The organism is Bradyrhizobium sp. 170, from assembly GCF_023101085.1.
Taxonomy (GTDB): domain Bacteria; phylum Pseudomonadota; class Alphaproteobacteria; order Rhizobiales; family Xanthobacteraceae; genus Bradyrhizobium.
Window position 1 is genome coordinate 2,165,148 of sequence record NZ_CP064703.1, and the last position, 15,624, is coordinate 2,180,771.

General features: G+C 58.4%; 8 protein-coding genes and 2 pseudogenes. 6 read left to right on the forward strand and 4 right to left on the reverse strand.

The annotated features are described in order from the left end of the window. Window positions 1-46: 46 nt before the first annotated feature. The 4 genes and pseudogenes from IVB05_RS10180 to IVB05_RS10195 all read left to right on the forward strand — a co-directional run. Window positions 47-1,270, forward strand: a pseudogene (locus IVB05_RS10180) (FAD-dependent oxidoreductase); the annotation flags it as partial. 1,786 nt (window positions 1,271-3,056) lie between these two features. Beyond that, a complete protein-coding gene (locus tag IVB05_RS10185; protein WP_247784038.1) occupies window positions 3,057-3,458 on the forward strand; it encodes a transposase in 402 nt (133 codons plus the stop codon). After that, window positions 3,455-3,802 (forward strand): IS66 family insertion sequence element accessory protein TnpB, encoded by a 348-nt coding sequence (gene tnpB, locus IVB05_RS10190; protein WP_065726633.1) that lies wholly within the window; start codon window positions 3,455-3,457, stop codon window positions 3,800-3,802. Before IVB05_RS10185 ends, tnpB begins: the two co-directional genes overlap by 4 nt. A gap of 46 nt (window positions 3,803-3,848) precedes the next feature. Then, window positions 3,849-5,501, forward strand: a complete 1,653-nt coding sequence (locus IVB05_RS10195; protein WP_247784039.1) for an IS66 family transposase — start codon at window positions 3,849-3,851, stop codon at window positions 5,499-5,501. A gap of 715 nt (window positions 5,502-6,216) precedes the next feature. Here IVB05_RS10195 and IVB05_RS10200 read toward each other — a convergent pair. From IVB05_RS10200 to IVB05_RS10215, 4 genes and pseudogenes are all read right to left on the reverse strand, one after another. Beyond that, window positions 6,217-6,726: a hypothetical protein gene (locus IVB05_RS10200; RefSeq protein ID WP_247784040.1), complete on the reverse strand. Its 510-nt coding sequence runs from the start codon at window positions 6,724-6,726 to the stop codon at window positions 6,217-6,219. Window positions 6,727-6,900: 174 nt separating this feature from the next. Then, window positions 6,901-7,234 (reverse strand): annotated as a pseudogene (locus IVB05_RS10205) (indole-3-glycerol-phosphate synthase TrpC); the annotation flags it as partial. Window positions 7,235-7,321: 87 nt separating this feature from the next. Beyond that, a complete protein-coding gene (locus IVB05_RS10210) occupies window positions 7,322-7,630 on the reverse strand; it encodes an H-NS histone family protein (RefSeq protein ID WP_247784041.1) in 309 nt (102 codons plus the stop codon). 446 nt (window positions 7,631-8,076) lie between these two features. Continuing rightward, window positions 8,077-8,709: an NYN domain-containing protein gene (locus IVB05_RS10215; protein ID WP_247784042.1), complete on the reverse strand. Its 633-nt coding sequence runs from the start codon at window positions 8,707-8,709 to the stop codon at window positions 8,077-8,079. 6,063 nt (window positions 8,710-14,772) lie between these two features. On the opposite strand from IVB05_RS10215, the gene IVB05_RS10220 reads away from it, so the two are divergent. Beyond that, window positions 14,773-14,946 carry a hypothetical protein gene (locus IVB05_RS10220; protein WP_247784043.1) on the forward strand — a complete coding sequence of 58 codons (174 nt, stop codon included), beginning with the start codon at window positions 14,773-14,775 and terminating at the stop codon, window positions 14,944-14,946. Further along, window positions 14,946-15,365 (forward strand): hypothetical protein, encoded by a 420-nt coding sequence (locus IVB05_RS10225; protein ID WP_247784044.1) that lies wholly within the window; start codon window positions 14,946-14,948, stop codon window positions 15,363-15,365. Before IVB05_RS10220 ends, IVB05_RS10225 begins: the two co-directional genes overlap by 1 nt. Window positions 15,366-15,624: the final 259 nt, after the last annotated feature.

Here is a 15,624-nt window from a genome sequence, read left to right on the forward strand (position 1 = left end):
GAAGGCAGGAATTCCAAACGGCGCAACTGAACGAAGGAGAACGCCCATGATCGACGATAGGTTCGATGCAATCGTAGTCGGCGCCGGAATGGCCGGCAACGCTGCGGCGCTGACCATGGCCAAGCGCGGCTTGAAGGTGCTGCAGCTCGAGCGCGGCGAATACTCCGGATCTAAGAATGTGCAGAGTGAAATCCTGAATGCCGACATGCTGGCCGAGCTGATCCCGGACTTCCGCAAGGATGCACCGCTCGAGCGTCATGTAACCGAGCAGCGGTTCTGGATGCTGGATGACTGCTCCCGCATGGGGCTGCGCTATCGCTTTGACGATTTCAGCTACGGGCCTTCCAACCGCTACACCATTATCCGCGCCCCGTTCGACAAATGGTTCTCCTCCAAGGTAAGGGAGGCGGGTGCCACCGTCCTGTGCCAAACCAACGTTACGGAGCTGTCACAGAACCGCCGTGGCCGTGTCATTGGTGTGCGTACCGACCGCCAGGTTGGCATAATTTACGCCGATGTGGTGGTGCTCGCCGAGGGCGTTAATGGCTTGCTCGGCACGCGTGCGGGCTTGCGCGAAAGGCCGAAGCCCGATCAGGTTGCGCTGACAGTAAAAGAAATGCACTGTTTGCCGCGCGAGGCCATCGAAGCCCGTCTCAATCTCAAGGGCGACAAAGGCGTTGTGATCGAGGCCGTCGGCAACATCTCGCGCGGCATGACGGTCGTAGGTTTCATCTACGCGAATAGAGAGAGCATCTCCCTCGGGATCGGCTGCTTAGTCTCCGAGTTCCAGCGCACGGGAGAAACAGCCTACGAGCTACTCGACCGTTTCAAGCGTCACCCGTCGATCGTACCGCTAATCGACGGCTCGAATATTAGAGAATACTCCGCACACCTCATTTCCAAAGGCGGCTACAACACCATACCTAGGCTCTATGGCAAGGGCTGGGTGGTTGTCGGGGATGCCGCCCAGCCCAACGACACCATCGATCACCAAGGCGGGAATGTTTCAATGATCTCAGGGAGAATTGCCGCGGAAGCGATCTTCCGCGTGAAGTCGCGCGGCGATCTCATGAGATGGGATAGCCTCTCACTATACAAGAAAATGCTGGATGGATCCTTTAAGCACGCGAAAAGGCATGACATGCTATTGCTGCTGCATACGCAGCCGCAAAATTTTCTTCTCACCCGTCAGCAGCTCGTCTCGAAGGCGATACAGAACTTCAGTCGCGTCAACAGCGCGCCGGAGGCGGAGAGGTCGACTTTACCAGCACGGCGGCCATGGTCGTCGTCCGGATAGACGTGAATCGCTAAAGGAAAGCCAGGCAGATCGTCACGCGTAGAGAGGCCGTCGTCGCGCTCGGCAAGCGCGGAGTAAATTATGACTAGGAACCGTCGCATGAAGGGGATCTGGGGGCATTTAATGTTATTGCCATCCTCCAACGATGAATGCACTAAATCCCTCCCAACGCGATCAAGGCAGGGCGCTCCACCTCCTTGGAAGAGCTGGACCACGGTATTATTGCGTCGAGTGGCGTTTCAGGAGCGAGCGATCATGAGGCGGCGATTCTCGATCACACCGAAAGTTTCGCTCGGCCACTTTGGTGCTCGCTGCCGAACACGCCAGCTGCTGGGACCATAGTAATAGTCGTGTGCGCTTGCTCGCACTCCGCATATTTGCGGTACACCTTGTAGGCGAACACTGGCCGACGGGAACAAGGATGACGCGACGCTGTGTGGCGCCAGCATCGACGTTACATTCCGGGTTTGTATGGGCGCGGGGCTCCTATGCGCGTCAGCGGGAAGCGCGGTCGGGACATGCTGCGCTAGCCAGTGCTGGCTCGCCTGTTCGATCGCGCCCGGGTTCGTCATCGCCGTGCTCTTATCCTTGAGGGCCGCATCGAGTCACCGGCCAGAATGATGGCAGCTTGCGCGATCTGCGAAAAGGCGAGAGAAGCTGACGTACCCACGCACGACGGATGCCAGCGACGCAATTTCTACACGTCCATGATGGACCTAAGTTAAGCTCCGGCTCGGCCAAAGCCTGCCGAGGCGCCATGGGTGGACACAAACAATTTGAGCTCCGCGCGTTTCTTTTGCTTGGAAGGGCGAATCGGGAATAGGCTCTTGCTCACGTACTGCTCGACAGGAGCTGAGTGCATCTGATCGTAGTGATAAGAGCACCAAGACGACATTTTCATGCGCGGCCCTCGCAATACAGGCTTGCCACACATATAGGGGGCTCCGGGCTCTCCATTTTTGAAGCCAATAATGGCCCGGCACTGGCCTTCAATGTGATCGACTAGCAAGACCTTCTTAGAACCGTCGGGTTTTTTTCACGTTGCCGCTCCGAAGTAACGGGCAATCTCTTGGAATGTCGTGCCGGTCATGGCGAGCGAGGCTTGCCGCCAAAGCTCGACCTTTCTGCGTTTAGTCGGCATATCACCTCCCAGTGATCTGTGCGGACATAACAAAAGCCTTCGACCTGAGCTGGTTGTGTGCTGGCACGGAGGAGCAAGCCGTCACACGCGCGAAACAGGCGGCTCGCGCAAGCGCACTAGGAATCACGTCTGCTGTTTTTCGACTATCGTTACTTTCTTGGAGCTGGGACACGTGGAACCGGTGCTGCCTACTTTGATACCGTACAATTTGACGCTACGTACGATTCAAGTCCCTTTAGGGCGCTGGTAGAAAAATATGTCCCAACTCGTCGGCTCCAGGAGCAACGATCATACGAAAATTGAAGGAAGCAACGCCATTCCTCAAAGCATCGGTCGTTGCTAGCGGGCGATCTTAAGGTGCCGCCTTTGTGAGGGGTTCAGCTGACGCGGTGTCGGGTCTCTCTCAGGCGAATCTTCTCGCCGCAATCATGCTGTTCGCTTATGGGTATTAAGCGACCTGCAAATCGAGGGCTCCGCCAAGTGCACGCCGCTTTCCGGGCGAGTATGCTACTCCATATTTGTGGCTCGGGAAGATGAGATGTATCCCTCCGCCAAAGGCCGTCTTGTTTGAGGGACGCGAGGGCTGCAGGTCCTAGGGGTAATCCTAGGAGAAGCGCTATGACGAATTCGCGGGCAGAGGTTATCACATCGGTCGAGCGGCGGCGCCGGTGGTCGCAGGATGAGAAGGAACGGCTTGTTGCAGCATCGCTCGAGCCCGGAGCCAGTGTTTCCGAGGTGGCTCGCATGGCCGGCCTTCATGTGAGCCAGCTGTTCAGGTGGCGCAAAGAGCTTTGCAAGCATGGTGAAGCGAGTACAGCGCCGTTCGTGCCGGTCGAGATTGGGCCGTCTGCGCCGCCGCGGGAGGTGGCCGAAGTGCCATTGACGACGACGGCGGCGCGTCGACGGAAGAGCCAGCGCATCATCGAGATTGATCTTGGTAGCGGGCACCGCATCCGGGTCGATGGCGACGTTGATGGAGACGCGCTACGTCGCGTTCTCGATGCTCTGGTACGCCGATGATCCCGGTTCCGACGGGCGCGCGAGTGTGGCTGGCGACGGGCTACACGGACATGCGCCGAGGCTTTCCGTCGTTGGCACTCCAAGTGCAGGAGGTGCTGCGCAAGGACCCGCTCAGCGGTCATCTGTTCGTGTTCCGCGGTCGCCGAAGCGATCTTGTGAAGGTGATCTGGCACGATGGCCAGGGGGCATGCCTGTTCACCAAAAGACTCGAGAGAGGAAGGTTCATCTGGCCATCGGTTGCGGGCGAAGCAGTGACGATCTCACCGGCGCAGATGAGCTATCTGTTGTCCGGAATCGATTGGCGCAACCCTCAAGAAGCGCTGCGACCAACGCGGGTCGGATAGCCGTTTTACTGTTTGAATCTGCAACGTGATCTGATTCAATGGCTTCATGATATCGAAGCCGGACGACCTTCCATCGGACCTCGTGAGTGCCCTGGCGGCGCTGCAGGCCGAGCGTGAGGCGCGGCTGCAAGCCGAGGCGGTAGCTGCCAGTGCCCGGGCGGAGCTGTCGGCCAACGAGGCGCTGATCGCGCACCTCGAGCTGCGGATCGAGAAGCTCAAGCGCGAACTGTACGGGCAGCGCTCCGAGCGCACGGCGCGGCTGATCGAGCAATTGGAATTGGAGCTCGAAGAACTCGTTACCACGGCGAGCGTGGATGAGCTTGCCGCACGTACCGCCGCGGCGAAAACCCAGGCCGTGCGCGCCTTCACACGCAAGCGGCCGGTGCGCAAGCCGTGGCCGGACGACATCGAACGCGAGCGCGTCGTCATCGAGGCCCCGACGAGCTGTGCATGCTGCGGCGGATCGCGCCTGGCGAAGCTGGGCGAGGATGTGACCGAGACGCTGGAGGAGATCCCGCGCCGGTTCAAGCTGATCGAGACGGTACGGGAAAAGTTCACCTGCCGCGATTGCGAGAAGATCAGCCAGCCGCCGGCACCGTTCCATGCCACGCCGCGCGGCTTCATCGGTCCGCAATTGCTGGCGACGATCCTGTTCGACAAGTTCGGCATGCATATCCCGCTCAACCGCCAGAGCGTGCGCTTTAAGGCTGAGATGATCGATTTGCCGCTATCGACGCTGGCCGACCAGGTCGGCCACGGGACCTTCGCCGTCATGCCGCTGTTCCAACTGATCGAGCGGCATGTGCTGTCGGCCGAGCGCCTTCATGGCGACGACACCACCATCCGCATCTTGGCCAAGGGCAAGTGCACGACCGGGCGAATCTGGACCTATGTGCGGGATGACCGGCCCTACGGTGGGCCTGCGCCGGCGGCGGCGGTCTATTACGCCTCGAGCGACCGACGAGGTGAGCATCCGCAGAAGCATCTGGCCGCCTTCACCGGCATCCTGCAAGCCGACTGCTACAATGGCTTCGAGCCGCTGTTCGACCCGCAGAAGAAGGTGTTGCCGATCACGCCGGCATTTTGCTTCGCCCATGCGCGGCGGGGCTTCTTCGAGCTGGCCGATATCGAGAAAACCGCCCGGGACGGACAGAAAGGCAAACCGGTCTCCCCGATCGCGCTGGAGGCGGTCAGGCGTCTGGACGCCCTGTTCGAGATCGAGCGCGCCATCAACGGCCGCAGTGCCGACGAGCGGCGTGCCGTGCGCCAGGAGAGAAGCAAGCCGCTGCTCGACGACATGCACGCCTGGCTGCTCCGCGAGCGAGAAACCCTATCGCGCTCCTCCGAGGTCCTGAAGCCTATGAATTACATGCTCAGGCGCTGGGACGACTTCGCCCGCTTCCTCGACGATGGCAGGATCTGCCTCAGCAACAACGCCGCCGAAAGAGCGTTGCGCGGCATCGCCTTGGGAAGGCGCAACTGGACCTTCGCCGGCAGTCTGCGTGGCGCTGACCGCGCCGCCATCATGCTGACGATGATCACGACCTGTCGCCTGAACGACGTCGATCCCAAAGCCTGGCTCGCCGACATCCTCGCCCGTATCGCCGATCTTCCCGCATCGCGTCTGCACGAGCTGCTGCCCTGGGAATGGAAGCTCCTGCGCCAAGCCGACAACCCCACCGATCAGCAAGCCGCCTGACCTTCACGCATCGCCATCATAGAACTCGCCGTGCCCGTGCGCATGCGTCAATCAGGCGGTCTTCGTCGTATGCGTACGATGAGATAGCCCCAGTGCGCTTCTAATGACCGCATGGCGAGAAGCGTCACTGAGCCGTGCGGTAACGTTCGAAGCTCGCACCGGAAGTTGATGAGTGGATTGCCTTAACCTGGTCGCGTCACTCGATGCCGCCGATAAAGATTCTATGGCGGGCGATGCAAGACGCATTCGAGCACGCACACTGCCTTTGCAGAATTGGTACGTCGAGGACGCCTAGATCTCACGGCGCTGTATCGAAGCGGCGGACATTCCGGCACCATCCCAGCAAGCGAAACTCAGTGCGAGCTCCCGCTGATCGCCGCCGAGAAGACTGGCGCCAAAGCGGCCGCTGGCGAGTATCGCATCGTGAGAGTCTCAGAGCAGTCATTAATGCCGACCAGCAAGCAAGGCAGCTCCATGAAGATCGAGGTAAGAGAGGTTACCGTTAACCCGCGGCGTCCCAGCGCCTTTCCGGCTCCAACAATGGCGGCGCAGCTCGCCAGATTTCCTATCGCCTGGCGAAACTCGATCTGGCCGATGGACTTAGTTTCGTTCATATCGGGAGGCAATTGGTGGCTCATAGCCCACTTGCGGACTGGTAGTTGGTTTCGAACGCTTGCGCCATGCGGAGATTGCTTGGCTCGCGATGAGCCTCGCCCTATTGCTCGCCGACAATCTTGAGAAGGCGCTCTCTCTCGGACAGAAGATGCCCATCCAGTGTAGTGTGCAGCGCACCCCGCAGCTCGGGTGAGATCGAATCGTCTGTATCGATCAGTTCCCGAAATTTGCCAAGGATACGTTCGATGTTTCCGATCGATCCGAGTACCATGGTCATTCGCCAGGACATCATTGTGTGTCTCCTTTGGCGCGAAAGCGTGCAAGCGATCCGGGCGGATATGTCGACGATCTCGGCCGGACACGTAGCGCCGGCGTCTGCGGTCCAAGCGGCGGTCCATTGTCGCGCGGCGCTCTGGCCTCGATCCGCTCGACAAAATTGTTTCCGTTGGCCTCTAGCCTGACATGCGAGTTGCCGCTGGGCCTGCGCCGCCTCCATCTGACAAAGCTCCGTCTCGGTTTGTGAAGCATTTTCATGACTTACCTTTGCCGTCTTAGTTGGATGCACGGTTTTCTGTTGAAGCTGTGCATTTCGTCCACCGATGCTGACCATGTCTCTCGCCCGCAGCTCGCCTCGTCAGAATGCGAGAGAGCGCGGCGTCGGTGCTGATGGGCTTTCTGAATACTGATGTGGTCGTCCTCGAACGACGCGGCGCCTCAATGCCGCCCGCGGTGAGCAACCTTGCGAGCGAACACAGCTCGGCTGGAAGAGCGCCCCTGTCTCAAGGCTCGCTCCGGGCGAGAGCAGCACACGCGTTCCGCCTGTCACATTGGCCTGCCTCGTCAGACTCTGGCCAACCAGGAAGGTGGAATGGCGAATCGCGAAAGACGCATGAGATCGGCCGGTGCGAATTGATTTCGCCGACGGTCAGGCAGTCTATGGTAATGAGGTGCCTGCGTCTCACTGGTCGCAAGTTTCGTCTCGAAGGTGCGCAGGTTGCGGTTGTTCATGCCAATTCTGGGCGAGCGAAGGTGAGGGCGCGATCGCGTTCCGCGCGGTTATGGATCTCGACCAGCACGTCCATGCTATGCGCCATGGCGACGGCCTCAATGTCCTCTGCGACCCGGTAGACCTGTCATTAGCGCCCCTCCAGGCTCCGAAATTATGCCCTGACAGCGAAACGTCGCCGATGGAAACTCTCGGGGATTCAAATCTTGTAATCTCCCAGCTTGCCGCCGGATGCCAGCGCCGCCTTTATCCAGCGCGGGGTCTTGCCCCTACCCGACCACGTCTCCGAAGGATCTGACGGATTACGATACTTCGGTAAAACCGCGGGATATTTCCTGCCTTCGGAGGCGCCCGGCGCCGGTGCGGCCGACCTTTCCCTGAGCTGCTTCAGACGCTGCTCGAGCACGGCCTTCTCGGCGCTCAGTTTTTCATCCAAAGCCTGCAACACCCGAAGATGCAAAGCCCACAGCTCCTCCGTATCCATCTGCTCAAATCGCAGTTGCTTCATGAAAGCCCCCAATCATGACCGCAGCCACCTACTAAAGACGATAATTTAGATTCCCCCACGGTGACGGTAGACCACGGCGATCCCGCAGCAGGACAGGCCGAGTCATCGGCCGAGACTGGGATCTCCTCTTTTCCCCGCTTCGGTCTTGCTCCGCGGACCGGCATGCGGAACCCCTTAGGTCCTACATAAGCTTGCGTCCTTCCCTCTTCATTACCGAAAGTTCGACTCGAACAGCTATCAATTGCACATTAGCATTCGTGTGCACGGCACCTAGACTGCGATCATAGCGGCGAGTTGCCATTCGTGCGCAGGGAAGCCTGCCGCCACAGCCGACCCCTATCGAGGGTTGTGTTGTGTAGGCTACGATAGGTCATTGTCGGATTCGCAGCCTACAACCTGACGCTAGGTGGTATTCAAGCCCTTGAGTGCTCTTGCTGAACCTTATTTCACTGTGGCCTCAGCAAGTCTTGATTGTCGAAGTCGTCATCGCCGCCTCCAGGCGCCACCGTGGCGCGCTGCAGGTGAGCCGACTCGCGCGGCGCCGGACGGTCGGACGGATCTCGGCCCAGTTTCGACTGCAGCTCCACAAGATCGATGAAGGCGTCGGCCTGACGGCGCAGTTCGTCGGCGATCATCGGTGGCTGGGTCGAGATGGTCGAGATCACCGTGACTCGCACACCGCGGCGCTGCACCGCCTCCACGAGGAAGCGGAAGTCGCCGTCGCCGGAGAACAGCACCATTTGGTCGATGTGCTCCGCGAGCTCCATAGCATCAACCGCCAGCTCGACGTCCATGTTGCCCTTGAGCTTGCGGCGGCCGGAGGCGTCGATGAACTCCTTGGTCGCTTTGGTGACCACGGTGTAGCCGTTGTAATCGAGCCAGTCGATCAAGGGACGGATCGACGAATATTCCTGATCCTCAACCATCGCCGTGTAGTAGAAGGCGCGCAGCAGCGTGCCGCGGCTCTGGAATTCCTGGAGCAGGCGTTTGTAATCAATATCGAAGCCGAGCGTCTTGGCGGTCGCGTAAAGATTGGCGCCATCGATAAAGAGCGCGATCTTGTTTGAAGAGGATGACATCAGTGGATTACTCGCTTAAGCGTCTTTGGCAGGCGGCAACGACCGGCATTTTCAAAATGCACTTTCGCGCAACCTAAAGACGTGTTTTGGCAGAGGGACACAACCTGCCAAATGCAGGCCGGCATTGAGGAACCCTCGGCTGTCTCGCTTGGACAATTGAGAACAGTCTGGGCGAGGGAATGAGAAAAGTGGAACGGGCGTGCGGCGGACCTCCGCTGGCTAGCCCTCCCGCAGCAACCATGGCTATCGGGATCTGATGACAAAGTTTTTCATGCGCACCTCTTGAAGTAGAAGATCTTAGCGACGAACAAGACGTTAAGAACGAACGCAACGTTCTGAAGCTCTCGCCGTCCTTGAAGTGAATTCGGTCGGCGACACCGTCCTGTTGAGAACGTATGACCGTCTCCAACTTCATACCCTCGATTATCATCAGCGCCGTGCTTGCTGAGGCCGATTACTAAGTGAAACCCTGATCGTAACGACGACGCCCGGCATCGGGTGCTGGCCACGAGATGATCTGCCTCTGGTTCCCGGAAGCAAGCTTTCGCAATAAGTCGCAGTAGCCCATGTTTCCGAACGCGTCGCCGAGCACCTGAAGTGCGACATGATCGGCGTTACCGCACGCCAGATGAGGCTGGGTACTAGTCCGGACGGGGCCAATCAAAGCTTACCGGCTTGTTGGCGGCAACTCATTTTGATCGTGCGTTTGCCTTCGCAGCATCTCGAACTGATATCACGTAGCGACATTGGTCACTCAAGCTTGACAACTTGGCCTTCAGACAGGCTGCGATGGCGTCCGGATCCGGTATGCGGCTGCTACAAAAGCGAAACACGTCCGGTGTGCAAACCTGTTGCTCCTCCGCTGTCGCCGACTGATCTCGCGCACTCGCCCGTTCGATGCATAGAGCTGTTGTCGTCAGTAGAGCAACAATAAGGACTGCTGCCCAGTAATGTGCTCTGTAGATCCAAGACCCACGCGTGCGCTGCTTTTGATTCATTATATCCTCGTTTAGTTGGAACATCCTGGGGTATTGCCCTTTCTGCGCGATGCGCAATATTCTTCCTATCGGGAACGGGCCGCAGCCACTGAAAGCATCGATGGCCGAAAAGCACTGTTGCCGGCCGGCACGCCAATCTCAGTGCTGCTTGCGGCGCTCGGTCCCACCACCGTAATGTCAACCTCGGCGGCGCTCGCAACCGAAATCAAGATCGAAAGAGACCGGCTCAGTTGCAGGTGAATCGCGAGAGAAATTGACATGTTGAGCTTCCGATGTTGTGCCGAAGTCCATTATCAGTGTTGTTGTACCTGGCAGCCGACCGATAAGACCCCACGCCACGAACGCAGGGGGAAAGGACCGCGGAGCGGCGTTGCGATGGCCGCTAAGAGACACGCTGAACCCTTAGCTATCCGGGCGTTCCCTCATGCGCAGTGGGACGCTGAGGCAGCAATCCATCTGGCAAGAGACTCGTGGGTGGGGTCTGTTTCGCACTGGGCGTTTGAGACATTCGCAATGTTTAGTACCTGTCAGGACGATTTTCGTGACAACCGGAGGCCGTCGCCACTTGCTTTGAGACCGTACAATCTGACGCTACGTACGATTCAAGCCCCATCGAGAAACGACGTGTGAATATATCCAGACTCGTAAATCTCGAGAAGCATGTGGCTCAAATGTCAGGCCTAAACTGACATACGACTCGCAGTTCACCTCATTTGCGGAGGGGCCGACAAGCACATTGATCCGTGGACAGACGCGGGGAGGCGGTCGGTCGAAAGGAGTGACGCTGCAACACATCACGGCAACTTCCGTCGGAAGACGGTTAGGGATTGTCTGTTTGCAGCGAGGGCATTGCCGCTAGCGTTCGCTGCTTCGTTTGGTATTCCCAAGACGTAGCTCTCTCTCTCTCTCTCTCTCTCTCTCTCTCTCTCTCTGCAGATGCCTTGCTGTTCGGAAGGCGATCGCGCTTGCTTGGCCCAGCGATTGCATGACCATCTACATGAAATCGAAAAACCCATTGTACGGTGCGAAACATTGGCGTCAGCGGGCGGAAGCAACGCGGACCAAAGCGGAGTCGCTCGCCTGTTTCAGATCCAGAGACAGGCTCGTTAAAATCGCCAAGGAATATGAGCGGCTAGCCCGGCGAGCGGAAGAATGGCAGACGTTAAGAGAGGACCGGGATGCAGAGTCCAATCATTCTTAATGCTTCGCTGCTTCTCGACAAGTCCCAGGTGGCTCACGCTCAGAGCGGCTAAAGGTTTCCGGTGATTTTTATCAGCCAGTCTGCCGCATGTCGCGCCCGGCCATGCAAGCAGCTTGTCCTCGACGTCCGAGCCCTGGTTACTCTGAGGTAACCGAAGTCAATCCATCGCTTGAAACGCCCAGAGCAGTAGGGGAGAAAAGTCTAGAGACTGCCGTGTAGGATACCGTGGCACCCCGAGCGTGGAAGGGAGATGGATAGCGCATATGGCCGGGGCAGAGTACCCGTACGCACGCGCGCCTGCAAATAGGAACGCCCCGCCCCGTTGAAAGGCTGGTCGGGCTAGTCATCTCGGTAGCTTGATGGGCGGCACGTGGTTTGCAATACGTGGTCTGTGGGCGACACGGTCTGGTACCGCGCCGATAACCCACTGGCCCGACGCACCTCGTACCCGGCAGCGTGCGTCGGGCTTTTTCATGGCTTTCAGCATAGGAGGAGGGACGCTCAGGCGCATCACCTGGTCTTAGTCGTATTTAGCCGATTGTTGGATGATCGGCGCAGCGGCGCGATTTCTACTTGCATTGTGGGATTTGGAACACTTGTCGCGCACGCAACAATCAGCGTTTTACAGACGGAGTTAGACCTCCCGGCGTAACAATTGTGTATTGGGGTTCGAACACTATCAGCAACACGGGAAAATTTCCGATCCAGATTGCAGTAGGGACCCCAACGCCTGCTGTCGGCGGAATTCCTGATAAGTGCAAGAGCAATGCGTGGCGGAGTACATCGTGTGCGCCGATCGTTGTACACAAGGCTTTGCCAGCAGAAAGCGTTTTACGTCTGCGTGCGTTACGACGAGCGCCTGTCGCGATCCAATCCGTCGAGTAGATCGTAGCCGCCCTAACGCGCCGCGGAACCGATGCGGCGCTCTTGAGAGCGCCCAAATGACTGGCGATCTCCGGCATCGAGTCGCATGAGATGCGATGGGTTGAAAACAGACGGATCTGGCTCCTCGTTCGATGATACGTTTGTTCGATTCCCGACAGTCTGTCGTTGGCCGTGTGGAAATGGGCGCACAATTCTCAATGCTGCAATATCGCTCAGCGGCTCGCCGGCTGGACGCACATGGATAGCTTAGCGGCATATCACTTGCATGATTAGTCTTGGGCATGGATCCCCCCATGTCCCAACCAGCCCGGGTTGGGGCCCGACGCATCCGTTCCCCCGGGTGCGTCGGGCATTTCCTTGCTGTTTGGCAGATATCAGATGGATGGATCAAATCGCACTAGGGTTCGAGTCACTGTTCAACGCGCCACGTGTCATAGTGAAATTCACGCAAACGAAAGCTCCGGGAGCTCATTGGAAATCCGGGTGCGCCATTGCGAAAAGTGATCGAGGACGCGCACTTGCCTAAAGGCATTGTTAAGAGCGCGAGTCTGCTCTCATTCGTGATTCATGGTCGCGTTGCTCGGCGGGCGTGCTGTAAGTGCAGATTACGTTGCTCCGTCGATCGAGCTGCCGGCCTAGTGGCGCGATGCAATAGGCAAGCGGACCGGCGGCGCTAGCGCAGTGGTAGCGCCGGGTGAACGATCCGCTTCAAAACGCGCGTTCGACAACGTCAACAGTCTCAGTATAAACATTCTGGAAGTGCGTTGCGGTCGGGAATTCGGGTATACGCATCGGCTAAGATCAAGATGCTCGCGCTTTCGAACACCCGCATGCTGAGCCAGCAGAGCTATGTCGCCTGGGTGGCGCTGCCAGTTCGACCAGCACGCTGCGGTTCGGTGCGATGGAGACCAATGCCCAGACCAGCGGTGCGCAACAACAAAAGTGTCGGATGAGGGGCACACAAATTATCGCGGGCATCTTCTTGAGCGCGGCAGATTCAACAACGTCGTGCAGATCCGGCACGTTCAGAACTGCTGGCCGGAACCGTCTCGCTCATGAGAACGCACTGATCACCCAGTAGATGCCGGCCCAGAGCAGCGCGTTAAGGAGGATCGCCACAAGGGGCCAGAAATTCCATGTTGCCGGTTGCGAAGCATCAGGACGCGATGCGATACCGGCTCTGCCGCCTTCAATCACGCGCAGTCTTTGTTTGCGCCAGTGCGTTGTTCGTACCATATTCTTGCGTGGGCTAATTGATCAGTATTGAAGACCACCAAATCAGGCGAATAGCGTCCCGACGCTGGTGGAAACACGGTCGTTAGGCTGCTAAGCCTGATCGTCTGGAGTGGCGCGCCTGCGAGATGCGGCTGCATTGCCCCCTCCGCGCCGAAGCTCAAAGCTTGTCTCATAACCGGGGTCGTCAGCTTGATCGTCGCGGCGACCTCAGTCGATTCGGTGAAGTTCGTGACGCATCGATATCTGGCGGTTGTGCAGTTACGGATCGGCTTTAATGCCGATCAAGGTCAGTAGACCAAATCTCAATTTAAACTCCTGGGACATTGACCAGTGCGCCGCCTCTAGCTGCAGCGGTTTTCATCTCAGCAATCGGCGTGCCGGACGAGAAAGTGCTGTGAGAATCATCGAAGAGAGAAAAACAACGTGTTTGCCGCGGCACCGGCGAAATGATTTAGCCGCTGTAGTCAGGTTTCCCACGTCGTGTCGTCAACCGGACATGGCGCTCGTACGACAAGAGCAAATGCCGCCGGAACCTCGTGCCGCCAAACGGCCAGCATCTGCGGCGGACTTGCGGTGTTTTGCTTTGGGTGCCGGGCGCATCGTGCCCAGCTTCATTGAAGCAGGCGACTTCGCCGACACGTCGAGAGTGCTCGCTGAGAGGTACGGGCCACCTGCGAATGGGCTACGCCTTAGGCCATCCATTGATGTTAAACGGGTTCGTCCGCCTGCGAACGATCTCTGAGGGCGCTCACGACTTGCACCAACCTAAAACCGCGAAGAGCCGCCACTCGGCAAAATTTGCTCAGGCGATGCGGATAGATCCGTCCAGTGTTCACCAAGCGTCCCCACGGATGACATTCAAACCTGCGACCGACCCGCGCACTCGAAAGGCACCTCCGCGTCCGAAACTCCCTTCCGCCGGGTTGAACGGCCTGATGCCCGCAGCCGCGTGGTGCAGCGGCGCCAAGTGCGAGCTCTATTCGGGCTCTCAACGCAAATCAAGTTTCGCCACATAGATGACGCATTGGCACTGTTTCAGGCTCGGCCAGCAGCGAAAGGCTTAAGAATGAGCAGTACTAGATCGAGATGCAGCATCAGACCGGCAGAATCGCGGCCTCCGGCCCCATGACTCGCCCAGCTGCCCAAGCACTTCGTCAGCCATGACGCAGAGTACGGAGCAAAGATCCTCGTTGCGATTACATTGGAGAGCTCGTCCCGAGCCAGCTTTGACGATGTGAAAAGGCGTTAGCTGAATCATCATCTACCCGCCCCGGTCGCCGACGCGGCACAGTTCGTTCGATCCGGGGCATCTCGCACCAGAGGTGCTGGATCGCGATGACTTGTGGCCGTCGATGAGCACATGGCAGTGCTCTGGGCGGTGCCTGGCCGGACTGCGCCATGATCGAGGTGTTCAACGCGGCTCGCTCAAATTGAGCCATCGAGTGTGCGGGCGAAAGGAGCTCGCCGCGCGCTGCTTTTGAGCTAGTCGGGTCCTTTCCGGACCCCCACCGTGCACTATGGGAACTTGCCGCGCGCCATCGAAAAGGAGAATCGATGCTGAAAGCAAAACCCTGCTCGACAAACCTCTTTGTGACCAGATCGAGCATATACGTGCGGAAGCTGACGCCTTCATTGAGACGAGGCTGAAGGAGATGGAACCCTGTCCGGCGCACCGGGGGGTGTACTGACATCGGAAACGGGCCTGGCGGCGTGTGCTCACGGGCGTTGGTAGGAGAAAGTGAGATGATCTACATCTATGGTTTGCGCAACGGGTTTTTGAAGATCCAGATGATAATGCAAACGGAAGGACCGAATTCAGATATTGCGCAGCAGTTCTCGCTGGAGGCGATAGAGGATTGCAAGGACAATGTGGTCCACGTCGATTTCAAAGGCACCTGCCAGGTGGGGAGGGGCTAGTGAGAGCGCAAATTGGGGAAAAACTTGAGGCTGGCCGCGTACGACATGGCCAGTTTGCCAACGCGCCGGGTTCAGGTCCTTGCGGTCACTTCTTTGTGCAAGGGCATTGCGGATGTAAACTCAAGATCATTGGATTTGTCCGCCCAGGGTGGGAGCATGTGTCCGTCTCGACGCCGCGGCGTTGTCCGAACTGGGAAGAGATGTGTTTCGTCAAAGACCTGTTTTGGGATGAAGAGGAATGTGTAATGCAACTGCATCCGCCTCAGTCGCAGTACGTGAATAACAGCCGGTATTGCCTCCATCTCTGGAAACCGATCAACCAGGACATTCCGATGCCGCCAGTAAGCTTCGTAGGCGTCGTTGGGCTTGGACCATCCGAAGCCGCGATGTTGTTTGCGCGGATCGAGGCGCTATCGTGACGGACTCATCCGCGACATTCGCGCCGTCGGATCATGCCGAGCGGCCGCGGAAACAATTTGTTCTATTTCGCAGGGCATCTTCTGAAGATCGGGAAAAGCTTGGCGGATTCGGTCTCTCGTTGGCAAGAGCTGTACCGCCGGCTCGACTAGAAGGCGAAGACCCGCATTGTTCAAGCAATCGTTCTCAAAGCACGGCGGGCGGGATCCGCACCTATATCGCGGCGCAGTTGGCCTTTCCGAACGTTCCGACACTAACGGC

What these genes read in the sequence shown, in the direction of transcription:
- IVB05_RS10185 (WP_247784038.1), top strand. Translation starts at nt 3,057, where the DNA reads ATGACGAATTCGCGGGCAGAGGTTATCACATCGGTCGAGCGGCGGCGC.
- tnpB (WP_065726633.1), top strand. Translation starts at nt 3,455, where the DNA reads ATGATCCCGGTTCCGACGGGCGCGCGAGTGTGGCTGGCGACGGGCTAC.
- IVB05_RS10195 (WP_247784039.1), top strand. Translation starts at nt 3,849, where the DNA reads ATGATATCGAAGCCGGACGACCTTCCATCGGACCTCGTGAGTGCCCTG.
- IVB05_RS10200 (WP_247784040.1), bottom strand. Translation starts at nt 6,726, where the DNA reads ATGGTCAGCATCGGTGGACGAAATGCACAGCTTCAACAGAAAACCGTG.
- IVB05_RS10210 (WP_247784041.1), bottom strand. Translation starts at nt 7,630, where the DNA reads ATGAAGCAACTGCGATTTGAGCAGATGGATACGGAGGAGCTGTGGGCT.
- IVB05_RS10215 (WP_247784042.1), bottom strand. Translation starts at nt 8,709, where the DNA reads ATGTCATCCTCTTCAAACAAGATCGCGCTCTTTATCGATGGCGCCAAT.
- IVB05_RS10220 (WP_247784043.1), top strand. Translation starts at nt 14,773, where the DNA reads ATGATCTACATCTATGGTTTGCGCAACGGGTTTTTGAAGATCCAGATG.